The sequence below is a fragment of the Acutalibacter intestini genome (assembly GCF_034334985.1).
Classification (GTDB): Bacteria; Bacillota; Clostridia; order Oscillospirales; family Acutalibacteraceae; genus Acutalibacter; species Acutalibacter intestini.
In genome coordinates, this window is record NZ_JAWXXL010000010.1 from 1 (window position 1) to 12,933 (window position 12,933).

Annotated in this window: 11 protein-coding genes and 1 pseudogene; all 12 read left to right on the top strand. The window is 55.1% G+C overall.

Going from position 1 to position 12,933, the window contains the following annotated elements; genetic code table 11:
* Window positions 1–129: 129 nt before the first annotated feature.
* Window positions 130–495: pseudogene (locus tag U8U68_RS09505) on the top strand (apiosidase-like domain-containing protein); the annotation flags it as partial.
* Window positions 481–792 (top strand): putative collagen-binding domain-containing protein, encoded by a 312-nt coding sequence (locus tag U8U68_RS09510; RefSeq protein WP_322200653.1) that lies wholly within the window; start codon window positions 481–483, stop codon window positions 790–792. The pseudogene U8U68_RS09505 and the gene U8U68_RS09510, both read left to right, overlap by 15 nt.
* Before the next feature lie 224 nt (window positions 793–1,016).
* Window positions 1,017–2,447: an L-fucose/L-arabinose isomerase family protein gene (locus U8U68_RS09515; protein ID WP_322200578.1), complete on the top strand. Its 1,431-nt coding sequence runs from the start codon at window positions 1,017–1,019 to the stop codon at window positions 2,445–2,447.
* Between the two features lie 12 nt (window positions 2,448–2,459).
* On the top strand, window positions 2,460–3,908 hold the full coding sequence (locus U8U68_RS09520) for an FGGY-family carbohydrate kinase (RefSeq protein ID WP_322200579.1): 1,449 nt from the start codon (window positions 2,460–2,462) through the stop codon (window positions 3,906–3,908).
* Window positions 3,909–3,919: 11 nt separating this feature from the next.
* The gene (locus U8U68_RS09525) at window positions 3,920–4,534 is read left to right on the top strand and encodes a KpsF/GutQ family sugar-phosphate isomerase (protein ID WP_322200580.1); all 615 of its coding nucleotides are present in this window, start codon (window positions 3,920–3,922) and stop codon (window positions 4,532–4,534) included.
* Between the two features lies 1 nt (window position 4,535).
* Complete coding sequence (locus tag U8U68_RS09530; RefSeq protein ID WP_322200581.1) at window positions 4,536–5,576, top strand: alcohol dehydrogenase catalytic domain-containing protein; 1,041 nt, start codon at window positions 4,536–4,538, stop codon at window positions 5,574–5,576.
* Between the two features lie 138 nt (window positions 5,577–5,714).
* The gene (locus U8U68_RS09535) at window positions 5,715–6,596 is read left to right on the top strand and encodes a MurR/RpiR family transcriptional regulator (RefSeq protein ID WP_322200654.1); all 882 of its coding nucleotides are present in this window, start codon (window positions 5,715–5,717) and stop codon (window positions 6,594–6,596) included.
* A 416-nt stretch (window positions 6,597–7,012) separates the two neighbouring features.
* Window positions 7,013–7,399 carry a GntR family transcriptional regulator gene (locus tag U8U68_RS09540; protein WP_322200582.1) on the top strand — a complete coding sequence of 129 codons (387 nt, stop codon included), beginning with the start codon at window positions 7,013–7,015 and terminating at the stop codon, window positions 7,397–7,399.
* 4 nt (window positions 7,400–7,403) lie between these two features.
* Window positions 7,404–8,255 (top strand): ATP-binding cassette domain-containing protein, encoded by an 852-nt coding sequence (locus U8U68_RS09545; protein ID WP_322200583.1) that lies wholly within the window; start codon window positions 7,404–7,406, stop codon window positions 8,253–8,255.
* A 24-nt stretch (window positions 8,256–8,279) separates the two neighbouring features.
* Window positions 8,280–9,014, top strand: coding sequence for a hypothetical protein (locus U8U68_RS09550; protein ID WP_322200584.1), 735 nt, complete (start codon window positions 8,280–8,282; stop codon window positions 9,012–9,014).
* Between the two features lie 431 nt (window positions 9,015–9,445).
* Window positions 9,446–10,447 (top strand): ATP-binding protein, encoded by a 1,002-nt coding sequence (locus U8U68_RS09555; RefSeq protein WP_322200585.1) that lies wholly within the window; start codon window positions 9,446–9,448, stop codon window positions 10,445–10,447.
* Window positions 10,444–12,567 carry a DegV family protein gene (locus U8U68_RS09560; RefSeq protein WP_322200655.1) on the top strand — a complete coding sequence of 708 codons (2,124 nt, stop codon included), beginning with the start codon at window positions 10,444–10,446 and terminating at the stop codon, window positions 12,565–12,567. Before U8U68_RS09555 ends, U8U68_RS09560 begins: the two co-directional genes overlap by 4 nt.
* Window positions 12,568–12,933 lie beyond the last annotated feature (366 nt).

Genomic DNA, 12,933 nt, shown 5'->3' on the forward strand with positions numbered 1-12,933 from the left:
TCTTCAAATTGTTTCCGACTGATGTCACTTGGATAGCTTTTCCTCACCTGTCTTCCCCCCTCATCCCCTCTATTTTATCACTGGACCGGATGGTTGGCTAGATACTAAACAGGTTCTTACTATTTCCCCCATGAGGACTGGCTGGACTTCCATATGATTCAGTCTGGCCACAACTTCCGCAACCTGAAAAATTACGAGTTCATCGCCCACGACTACGCCCTGGCTTCTGTAAAGCCCACCCTGGACGCCGAGCACCGCTATGAGGACCACCCGGTGGACTTTAACCCGGAAAACGGCTACTTCGACGCCCCGGACGTGCGCCAGGCCGCTTACTGGAGCGTGTTCGCCGGGGGCTTTGGGGTCACCTACGGCCACCACAGCGTGTGGAGGATGAACCGGGAGTTTTCCGCCTACTATCCCCTGACCTGGGAGGAGGATCTAGAGCGCCCCGGCGCCTGCCAGGTACGCCACCTAAAGGACCTGGTCCTCTCTTACCCCTTCTTTGAGCGGGTACCCTGCCAGGAGCTGCTGGCGGGCAATTACCCAGGGGCCAACTACATTGCCGCCACCCGGGGAGAGCGCTACGCCCTGTTCTACGCCCCCAACGGAGTCAACCTGCCGGTACGGCTGGGGGCTTTGCCCGGAGCCCAGGTAAAGGCCGGCTGGTTCTGCCCAGTCACCGGAAAAAAGACCGAGATCGGCCTATTCCCCAATCAAGGGGAGAAAGTGTTTGCTCCAGCCCATCGGGGCAGGGACCAGGATATTGTGCTGATTCTGGAATCAGCGGACTAGGGCCTGTTTAGAAATAGAGAAAATGGCAGATTTTTGGCCAGAAGCGGTCCGTTTCCAGGAGAAGGGCCGCTGTAGTTAGCCGCGCTGACTACGTCAATCTTGCGGATTGGCAAGGGCGTTCCACGCGGAAAGGGGCCGCTTGTGGACCAAAAGACAGTGCTTTCGATTATTTAAGAGGAGCCTGAAAGACCCAAAGTCATTATTCATTAAGAGAGGGAATCGCTATGGACCATAAAATCATTCTGGGCGTGGCCCCCACCCGACGGGGCAGCGCCTTTGTAAACCCGGACGCCCGAGAGCAGAAGGAGCTCCTCTACCAGCGGCTAGGGGCCCTGGACCTGGGCCCGGTAGAGCTGGTGGACCTGGAGGACATCAACGAAGAGGGCCTGCTGCGGGGCAAAGAGGACGTGGATAAAACCATTGCCAAGTTCCAGGCCCGGGGGGTAAACGCCCTGTTCTTCCCCCACTGCAACTTTGGATCTGAGCACAGCGTGGCCAAGGTGGCCGCGGCTTTTCGGCTGCCCACCCTGCTGTGGGGGCCCCGGGACGGCGCCCCCGAAGCGGACGGATCCCGCTCGCGGGACACCCAGTGCGGGCTGTTCGCCACCGGCAAGGTGCTAAGGCGGATGAACGCGCCCTTTACCTACCTGCCCAACTGCCGGACCGAGGACCCGCTGTTTGCCAAGGGGATGAAGATCTTTCTGGACGCGGCCAATGTGGTAAAGGAATTCCACCGGGCAAAGATTTTACAGCTCAGCGTGCGGCCCGACGACTTTTGGACCATGATGTACAACGAGGGCGAGTTGCTGGAAAAGTTCGGTATTCAGGTGTTCCCGGTGTCTGTCAGCGACCTGGTGCGGCGGGTGGACCAGCTGATGGAGGAAAACCCGCCGGAGGTGCAGGCTACGGTGGAGGAGGTGTACGCCCGAGCTCGGGTGGAAATCGGCCGGGACGCGGTACGCAAGCTGGCCTGCCTGAAAACCGCCATGAAGACCTACGCCCAAGAGAACGGCTGCGGGGCCGTAGCCATCCAGTGCTGGTATTCCCTGCAAAAGACGCTGGGGGTTATGCCCTGCCTGGCTAACGCCCTGCTGACAGAGGAGGGCATTCCCGTGGCCTGCGAGACGGACGTGCACGGAGCTATTTCCTCCATTCTGCTGCAAGCGGCGGGCCGGGGGGCCTCTCCCAGCTTCTTTGTGGACTGGAGCGTACGCCACCCGGAGGTGGAAAACGGCGAGCTGCTTCAGCACTGCGGGCCGTGGCCCCTCTCCCTGGCCAAGGAGACTCCGGTGGTCACCCAGCCCTTTGCTTTCCAGGATAACTGTCCTGGGTCGGTAACGGCGGAGTGCCGGGGCGGAGAGATCACCCTGCTGCGCTTTGACGGGGACCACGGAGAGTATGGCTTGCTGCTGGGCACGGCCCAGGGCATTGAAGGGCCTAAAAATCATGGCACCTACCTGTGGGTAGAAGTGCCCAATTGGCCCAAGGTGGAAACCATGATCGTGAAGGGGCCCTACGTACACCACGCCACGGGCCTGCATGGCAATGTGCTGCCGGTTCTTTATACAGCGGCGGAGTACCTGCCCGGCCTGCGCTTGGACTTCTTCGACCAGGACCAGCAGCGGCAGACCGAGAACGTGTTTTTTACAGAATAAGGAGAGCCTGCCATGAAGCTTTTGGGGATTGATGTGGGCACCACAGGCGTAAAGGCCGGGGTGTTTTCTCAAGACGGACAGATGCTTGGCTGCGGCATGGAGACCTATGGGGTAGACCTGCCCGCCCCAGGCCGGGCAGAGCAGGATGGCGCGTTGGTATGGCAGAAAACCAAGCTGGCGGTGCGGGCCGCCGTGGCCCAGGGGGGCGGCGATGTAGCGGCCGCCAGCGTCTCGGCCCAGGGGGACGCCCTGCTTTTACTGGACCGGGAGCAGCGGCTGCTGGCCCCTGTACAGCTGGGCATGGACTACCGGGGAAGCGCCCAGGCGGAAGAGATGGAAAAACGCTGGGGCAAAGAGGCGCTGTACAAAAGGACCGGTATGCCGCCCCACCCGCTGAATTTCTTTCTCAAACTGATGTGGGTGGCGAAAAATCATCCGGCGCTTTTACAAAAGACCCACCGGGCCATGACCTATGCTGATTTTATGGTGCTGCGTCTGTGCGGAGAGGCAAAGCTGGACAGCGGCAGCGCGGGAAGAACCATGGCGGTTCGCCTTTCGGACGGCCGGTGGGACCAGGAGCTGCTGGACGCGGCGGGCGTTGCCCAAGAGAAGCTCTCCGAAATCTGCCCTTCGGGCACGCCGGTGGGGTGGGTCCGGAAGGAGCTGGCCCAAGAGCTGGGCCTTTCTGAAAAAACCATCGTGGCGGCAGGGGCTCACGACCAAGTGTGCGCGGCTCTGGGAGCCGGGGTGTGCAAAGTGGGGATGGCCCTGGACTCTCATGGCACGGCAGAGGTGGTCTCTACCCTGCTGCCGGCCCCGGCCTTAACCGGCGGACTGTTGGCCGGGGGCTGCCCCTGCTACCCCTATGCGCTTCCGGGAAAATTCTTTACGTTTGGCCTAAACCACACCGGGGGCGTCTGCCTGCAACGCTATAAGGATTTTTTCGCGGTGGAGGGATACGGCCCCCTGCTGGAGGCCCTGCCAGAAGAGCCCACCCGGCTGCTGACTGTGCCCATTCTACAGGCGGTGGAATCTGGGATGAGCATGGGAACCGTAACCGGGCTAAGCCTTTCCACCACTCGAGAAGAGGTGGTCAAATCGCTGCTGGAGGGGCTGTGCTTTGAAATGCGCCGGTATTTGGAGCTGTTCCAGCAAGAGGGCGGGGCGGTGGAAGAGCTGCGCTGCGTGGGCGGCGGAGCCCGGTTTCCGGCGGGCCTACAGCTGAAAGCGGATGTGTATGGCCGACCGGTTGCCACCCTTCGGGTTCGAGAGGCGGCTTGCCTGGGCGCGGCCCTATTGGCGGGAAAGGCGGCTGGGATTTATGCCAGCCTAGAAGAAAGCGCGGCCGCCGCCGCCCGGGTAGAGGCTGTTTACCAGCCCAACAGCAAGAAGCGGAACCTCTATCAGCAAAAATATGAAGAATATCTCCGGCTGCGCCGGAATTTGCAGGAAACAGAATAGGAGGCGGTTATGTGACAGACCAAGAACTGCTGGAACAAGTACAACACAGCATAGAGACCGAGGCCCAGTCCATCCGGGGGCTGGCGGAAAAAATCCAGGGGCCGGAGTGGCTGGCGCTGATTCATCTTTTGGCAGAGACTAAGGGGAGGATTGTCCTTAGTGGCTGCGGTACTTCGGCTATGGCGGCCCAAAAAATCTCCCACTCCCTAAACTGCGTTGCGCGTCCCTCCTTTTTCCTGGTCCCTTCGGACGCCGTACACGGGGGGCTGGGCGCTGTGAGGCCGGGGGACGTGTGCGTCCTTGTCAGTAAGGGCGGAAATACCGCCGAGCTGGTTCGGCTGCTGCCCGCTTTAAAGGCCAAGGGCGCAAGGGTAGTGGCCGTTACCGAAAACCGGGGCTCCGCCCTGGCCCAGGCCGCGGACCTGGTGCTGAACGTGGCGGTGGACCGGGAACCCGACCCCTTTAATATGCTGGCCACAGCCAGTACCGTGTCGGTAATCGCCGCCTTTGACGCGGTGTGCGTGGCCCTGATGTGGGAAACCGGATACACCCGAGAACAATTTGCTGTTATTCATCCCGGCGGAGCGGTGGGTGAGCGCCTGACCGGGGGGAAGGAGGGCGGTTGAGATGGAGTGGATGCAGGCGGCAGTTTTTAAAGGGCCGGGGCAAATGGAGATTGAAACCCTCCCAGTGTCCCAGTGCCCGGACCCAGGGGTACTGATACGGGTGCGCTTTTGCGGTATTTGCGGCAGCGATGTGCGCAATTTCTCCAACGGACTAAAGGACGGCGTCACCAACCAAATCATGGGACATGAGGCCGTGGGGGAGATTGTGCAGGTAAAAGGGGGCCTGCCCTGGAAGGCGGGGGCCCGGGTGGCCTTGGCCCCGGACATCCATTGCAAAACCTGCTGGTACTGCCAAAAGGGCCTGGTAAACCTCTGCGAAAACCACAAAATGCTGGGCACCCATTACCCTGGGGGCTTTGCCCAATATATAGCCCTGTCTGGGGAGATGATAGACCACGGATTTTTGGAGGAGATTCCCCCCAGCCTTTCTTATCAAGAGGCGGCTCTTTCTGAAACTGCCGCCGCTGTGGTGGCCTGTCAGAACCGGCTGGGGCTGGGGCCGGGGGATACCCTGGTGATTTTAGGAGACGGGCCGGTGGGCTGCCTGCATTTGCAGCTGGCCAAGGCCAGGGGAGTCTCCCGAGTGATTATGGCGGGCATGGACCGCCTTAATCTGGCGGAGGACTTTGGCCCCACCCTGCTGCTGGACAACCACCATCCGCAGGCAGTGGTTAGCCGGGTGCTGGAGGCCACCGGCGGCCGGGGGGCCGACGCGGTTATTTCGGCGGTGCCCACTGCCGCTGTACAACAGCAAGGCTTGGAAATGCTGCGTAAAAGAGGGACCCTGGTGATTTACGGCGGGGTGCCCAAAAACGCGGCGCTATCTCCTCTGGACTCCAACCTGATCCACTATAATGAGCTGACTGTGACCGGGGCCTTTTCCTACCCGGCCAGCGGACTGCGGGACGCTTTGGATGTTTTAGAGCGGGGGGAGATACGGGCAAAGCCATTTCTCTCGGCCGTGGTGCCCCTAAAGGAGATTCTCCAGGGCTTTGAAATGGCCCGCGGGGGGGATTCCCTGAAGGTTTTGGTTCAACTTTGACGCTGGAATTTTGTTAGAATTATCAATAGCAATCCAGTGGGAGAAGGTAGTATAATATATATGATATGTAGGGCTTGAACCCAGAACCTCGATATCCTAAGAGTTTTGGTAAACTTAATAGAAAGGCCGTGAGTGATTATGACCGTTGACCTGTTAGACCCGCAGATACAAAAGATTTCTTATAACTGTCTTTTGCGGATCCAGTCGGTATACGATTCCCTAAAATCTGCCGAGCGCAAGGCGGCGGACTATCTTCTGGCAGATCCCGAGGGCTTTGCCCACGGCTCTATTGTGGAGGTGGCCGCCAAGGCGGGGTGCAGCGAGGCAACCCTGGTGCGCCTGGGGTACCGTTTGGCCTTTGATGGATACTCTGAGCTGAAAGCTGCCCTATTGAAAAAAGACACAGGGGAAGATTTGACCTGTCTTTATAGGGGCATTGAGGAACAGGACGATAGCGCTACGGTGATGAAAAAGGTGATGCGCTCTTCTATTCAGGCCATTGAGGACACGGTTAGCCTGATAGACACAAAGACCTACGAGAGAGCCTTAGAAGCGATTCTAAAAGCGGAAAAGCTGCAATTTGCGGGGATCGGCGACGCCTCGGTGGTGGCTATGTCGGGATACTATAAATTCTTCCGCCTGGGCATGAACGTGCACTTTTCCCAAGACTATGACGTAGCCCTAATGATGGCCTCGCAGCTGAAGGCCGGGGACGTGCTTTTGGCGGTCAGTCATTCCGGGACGACCCGTACCACCCTTTCCACCATGCACTGTGCAAAGGAGCAGGGGGCCACCATTATTGCCATGACCAATTATCCCTTTTCTCCCATTGGCAAGCAGGCGGATATTTTGCTGACCACCGCAGTATTTGGGGAGAATATGATTGGTGAGAGCATGGCAAAACGAATTCCCTCTTTCTGCCTAATGGAGAGTCTATATATTAACGCCTTAACCCACATTGACAGCGGGCAGCGCGCCCAGCTGAAACAGAGAAATCAGGCCCTGACTGTCAATAAATGAACAGACAAAAAGAGCACCTAAAATGCTGGGGGCGGGCACAGGCGGCAAAAGGGAACGCGCAGTTGGGCCTGCCGGTGGAGCCCTTATTATGGCGGGCCGTGCAGCTCGCGCACCATTTTTGCGCGGTGCTGCCTTAAGGCCTTTTGGGGGCCTGCGGCCGCAAAAGATAGAATCAGAGCGATCACATTATGCAGAAAGCCGTCCGGTATAAAAACGGGCGGCTTTTTTGCGTGGGCAGCCAGAAGGAAGGCCATTAGCCCACCAGGGGGCAAAGCTGGCTTTTAAAAGCGGGAAAGGTGGGGAGAGTGCATAAACGATAATTTTTTCTGGACCCCTTGACAAATCACGTCCATAGTGGTATATTACAATTGTGGTTAATTACTTGAGTGATTAACTAGCTCGGAAGGGAGGCGCACATGCAAAAGCTGGATTTAAGCGGAGAAAAGCCCATTTTCCTGCAAATCGCTGAGAGCCTGGAGGACGCGGTACTGTCCGGCGCTTTAATGGAGGAAGGACAGCTGCCCTCTATCACAGAGCTTTCCGTGCGGTATACCATCAATCCGGCCACAGCCCTAAAGGGCATCAACCTATTGGTGGACCAGGGGGTGGCTTACAAAAAACGGGGCGTTGGTATGTTTGTGGCCCAGGGAGCCAGGGCCTTGCTGCAAAAAAAACGCCAAGGCGAGTTTTCCGCCCGCTTTGTGGCGGCCATGGTGGCGGAAGCAAAGCGCCTGGGCGTAGCCCGGCAGGAGCTGCTGGATATGGTCGCGCTAGAATTTGACAGTACGGAGAAAGGACGGTAAGAGAATGGCCATACAGTTACAAAATGTTGTTAAGAGGTTTGGGCAGGTACAGGCCTTAAAAGGGGTCGGCGTTGTGTTTGAGGAAAACCGGATCTACGGCCTGCTGGGCCGCAACGGTGCGGGGAAGTCTACCTTGTTAAACATCCTGACAAACCGTATTTTCCCTGATGGAGGGACGGTGCTGGTTGACGGCGAAAACGGCCTGGAAAACGACCGGGCCCAGTCTAAAATATTTTTGATGAGCGAATCTACCTTACACCCAGACGCTATGCGGGTCAATGGAGCTTTTCGCTGGGCACAGGCTTTTTACCCCAGTTTCGACAAGAACCATGCCATGAAACTGCTGGGGGACTTTGGTTTGCCGGCCAAAGCAAAGATTTCCGGACTATCCACTGGCTACCGCTCCATTTTCAAGCTGATTTTGGCCCTATCGGTCAATGTCCCCTATGTGCTGCTGGATGAGCCTGTGTTGGGCCTGGACGCCAACCACCGGGAGCTCTTCTACAAGCGGCTGCTGGAAAAATATGGGGAAGAACCCTTTACGGTGGTGCTCTCCACCCATCTGATCGAGGAGGTGGCGAACCTGGTGGAGGATGTAGTAATTATCAAGGAGGGGGAGGTTCTGCGGCAGGAATCACGGGAAACCATGCTGGCAGGAGGCTATACGGTCTCTGGTGGGGCCGCGGCTGTAGAAACCTACATTCAGGGTAAAAAGATACTGGGCGTAGACGCTTTAGGCGGCCTGCGCACAGCTTATGTGCTGGGGGTTCCGGACCAAACTGGAGAGGCCGCCAAAGACCTGGAGTTTGGGCCCATGGATCTGCAAAAGATGTTTATCCAGCTTACCAATTCTTGAATTTAGGAAAAAAGAGGTATCCTCATGAAAATTTATCAGTCTTTCCGTTATCAGCTCTGGGAGCAGCGCTATGCCTTTTTTGTGTATTACGCGGTACTGGTCAGTATGATCTTAGTGTCCCTGGCTGCCATGCCTTTTGTTCCCCATGAGGCCAGTGGTTTTGTCTCTACCAACGGCGCTACCGCGATAACCGCTGTTTTCGCTTTCATCCTTTCTCTTTGCGCCTTTAAGGAAAGTTTTCTAATAAACTTGCAGCATGGAATTTCCCGTCGCAGCCAGTTTTTAGCACGACTGGCCGTTATGGGTACGACCTGCGCGATTATGGCTGTGGCAGACGAGGCCTATACCTTATTGGTTACAGCGCTCCACACCGCGTTCCCGGACAGCTTCCGGTCAGAATCCCTTTACGAGATGGTCTACGCCAGCCATGGCGGCCCGGCCATACTTCCTTCCATTGTGTTCAGCTTCTTTTTCCTGCTGGCTGTTTGCTCTCTTGGGTATCTTGTCACGGTATTCATGTATCGCCTGCATAAAATAGGAAAAATCATCTTCTGGGCGGGCACGCCCACGCTGTTCATCCTTTTTTCCTCGTATCTTGTCAGTTCCCCCGCCCTTGAGGCAAAAGTCCTAAAGTTTATCATAGAGGCCGTCCGGTTGTGCTATGGCTCCCTGCCTAGAATGGCGCTTACCTGCACCTTACTTACAGGGTTCTTTTCCATCCTCACCTGGCTGCTGATACGCCGGGCGGCGGTGAAGTAAAAAAACAGTTTTCCGTAGGACCGTTTTGCCGCGGGATATAGGTGTCTGCCTCTAGATATTAAACGCAAAAAAAAGCCGGTTGCTCCTTTGAACTGCCCCAGGATGTGCGGACAGCACAAAAAAGCCCCCTATGTAGGAAAATAACTACATAGGGGGCTTTTTGTCTACTGTCCGTTTTTACTGGGGCGGTTCACCTTTTACCGGCTTTTTTCTGATATAATTCTGATGGGGCAGGATTTGGGGGGAGTGGTTTGAGAATGCCGGCTGGAATGCCCTACATGGCTGCCACAAACCAGAGAAAAGACGTACTGCGCCTCTTTTCTTTTCCCAACAGTTTCTATACCATTCTCCGCGTGTTCCGTCTCTGGATTTTCTTTTATATTTTCTGTGTGTGTTTTTGCGTGTTCTCAAAATACATTTTAAAGGAGTTGGTGTTTGATATTAACCCAAAGGTACCGGCTATCCTGATTGGAGATGCGGAGAAAATCGCCCATGTGCTGAAAATTCTGGTGGAAAATTCTATTAAGTTCGCAGAGGAAGGCGGCGTGAACGTCCGTATAGGGTACCGCCAGGAGGGATATGGCGTCAACTTGATCATCGATATACATGATACTGGGATTGGAATGACAAACGCCCAGCTTACCAAGATGTATGATGATTTTTACCAGGCGGACAGCGGGAGCAACCGCCTTGCGGGCGGGCTGGGGCTGGGGCTTCCTATTGCCCGGGGCCTTTTGAACGCCATGGGCGGTTTTATCCATTTTTCCAGCAAAACCCAACAGGGCCTGCATGCGCATATTGTGATTCCTCAGGGCGTTGTGGACTGGCGGCCCTGTATCATGGTGGCACATGCGGATGAGCTGTGTATCGGCTGCTTTTTCAAGCCGGATAAGTATAGCTTTGAGGAGGTCCGCGGCTATTATGATGGGCTGATCTTAAGCCTGATGCGGGGGCTTGGCATCAAAGGGTACCAGGCCCACAATTTCGAGGGCTTGCTCAAGCTACAGAACAGCCATGTGCTGACCCATGTGTTTATTGCCCAGCCGGAATATGAGGAGAACCGGGAGTATTATGAAGAACTGGCCCAGCAAAAGCGAGTAATTGTGATTGCGGAACGGGAGTTTACGCTAGATAGCAAAAGCGGGCTGCTGGTGATACATAAACCGTTTTCCGCGCTCTCTGTGGCAAACCTGTTGAACGGGGAGGTGGGTGAGCGTGGATTTGCGGAGGATCAGGCCGCGGGCCGGAAACCCTTTACCTGCATAGGCGTCAGGGCTTTGGCGGTAGATGACGAAGAGATGAACCTTGTGGTGGCAAAGGGGGTACTGGGCACCTATGGGATAGAGGTAGATACCTGCCTAAGCGGAAGGGAAGCCATAGAGCGGTGTAAAACGAGCTTTCTCAGCAGCAGAAGAAGGAGATTGAAGAGCTGAACCGAGCGGAAAACCACTTTTTTTCCAGCATGAGCCATGAGATCCGCACACCCATCAATACTATCATTGGGTTGAACGAGATCATCCTGCGGGGGGACATTCCCGAGGATGTGGCGGAGAACGCCAGGAATATCCAAGGAGCGAGTAAGCTTCTGCTTACGCTGATCAATGACACGCTGGACCTGTCCAAAATTAAATCCGGAAAGATGGAAATTGTCAATGTCTCTTATGAGACGGGCACGCTTTTTTCGGAAATCGTTAACATGATCTGGATCAAAGCCAAAGAAAAGGGGCTGGAATTTAAACTGCATGTGGACCCGTCTATCCCCAGCATGCTCTGCGGAGATGAGGTGCGCATTAAGCAGATCTTGATCAACCTGCTGAATAACGCGGTAAAATATACCAGCAAAGGCTCTGTCACCCTTTCCATACGTTGCGAACGTCAGGCGCTGAACCGGGTGCGGGTGTGGTATTCTGTGGAAGATACTGGGCAGGGGGTAAAGAAAGAAAATATCCCCTACATTTTCAATGCTTTCCGGCGGGTGGATGAAGAGAAAAACCGCTTTATAGAAGGCACCGGGCTGGGGCTAAGTATAGTCCAGCAGCTGGTGGAGCTGATGGGCGGCGAGATCAGCGTGAACAGCGTCTATACGAAAGGCTCCACATTCATCGTGCGGCTGGACCAGGACATTGTAGACGAGAAGGAGCTGGGAACGTTTACATTAGCGTCCCGCACAAAGGTGCATGAGAGTGAATCGTATAAACAAAGTTTTGAGGCCCCAGACGCGCATATCCTTGTGGTGGATGACAATGATATGAACTTGATGGTGGTCGGCAAACTGCTGGCAAACACCAAAATTCAAATCGACACGGCGAAGAGTGGCGCGGAATGCCTCCGGCTGACCCAAAACCACCATTATGACTGCATCTTGATGGATCATATGATGCCGGAAATGAATGGAATAGAATGCCTTCATGCCCTACGGGCGCAGCCGGTAGGGCTGTGCCAGGATGTCCCTGTAGTTGCCTTAACGGCCAATGCGGGCAGCGACAACCAGCTGCTCTACCGCAAAGAGGGGTTCAGCGGTTATCTGGCAAAGCCTGTAAGCGGTACACTGCTGGAGGCGGCTGTCTTAAGCATTTTGCCAAAGGAACTGGTCCATCTGAATGAAGAGGCCAGCCAGTCGGATATTGAGAAAGATATATTAATTTTCGAGCAGGTAAAGCGCCGCTCCATTTTGGTCACTACAGACAGCGTATGCGACCTTCCCAGCGCCCTAAGGAAGAAGTTTGATGTTTCTGTATGCCCATACTATGTTTGCACGGACGAGGGGCGCTTTTTGGATGATCAGGAGCTGAAAGCCGATGAACTGCTGATGCACCTTGCCGAAGGAAGGACAGGGTATTCTCAGGCTCCTGAGGTAGAGGACTATGAACGCTTTTTTGCCGAAAAACTGACAGAGGCCCAGAACGTAATCCATATCACGATGGCAAAGCATGTTAGCAAAGGGTATCAAAACGCCTGTGAGGCGGCGAAGTCTTTTGAAAACGTCACGGTATTAGACTCTGGGCACCTCTCCAGCAGCATGGGGCTGATTGTACTGTGCGCGGCTTATATGGCAGAGCACCATGCCACAAAGGAAGAGATTGTGGAGTCGGCAAAGCGGATGAAACGGTTTATTTCTTCGGACTTTATCATAAACGATACCCATATGCTATGCCAGGCGGGGCGAATATCAAAGCAGATACAGGTCCTCTGTGATTCGCTGCTGCTACATCCAGTGCTTGTGCTGAAAAAGTCTAAAATGGTAGTTGCTGGTATGAAGATGGGCAGCTTTACGCGTGTAGCAAAAAGTTATGTGCGGCAGTTGCTCTTAGAAAGCCGAAATATTGACCGGCGCATCCTGTTTATCACATATTCTGGAATGGATGAAAAGAAACTTCAGTACATCCAAAATCTTGTACAACAATATGGCCCCTTTGAACGGGTCTATCTCCAAAAGGCCTCATCCGCTATTGCCAGCAACTGCGGCCCAGGGTCATTTGGGCTGCTGTTTATGAAAAGAGATGATGCTGCCCTTTCATTTTTTGAAGTACCAGAGCAAGACCGGGTTAGGTAGAATAGGAAAGGCCCCTAGAGTTAGCTTTAAAACAGGCTCTAGGGGCCTTTTGTTTTATGTTTTAGAGCAGCCTGCTCAAAAGCGATCACGCGGCTAAAGCTGAGCTTATGGCGAACAGCGGGATTAGCGGCGGTCACTGGCAAAAGCGCTAAGAGACGGCTTCGCGGTACTCGGCCAGTCCATTGGTTGCTATAGCTAACCAAGATAACTGCTATCAGCAAGCTCAACCGGCTGTGTGATAATGGAGACCGGAAACTTCGTCTACCAGGAGAGACGCATTACGCTGTTCATAAATTCTTTACAGTTGTACTACTCAAATAGTGTTGACACGTCTGCACTACTGTGATAGTATAAATGCATAAACTA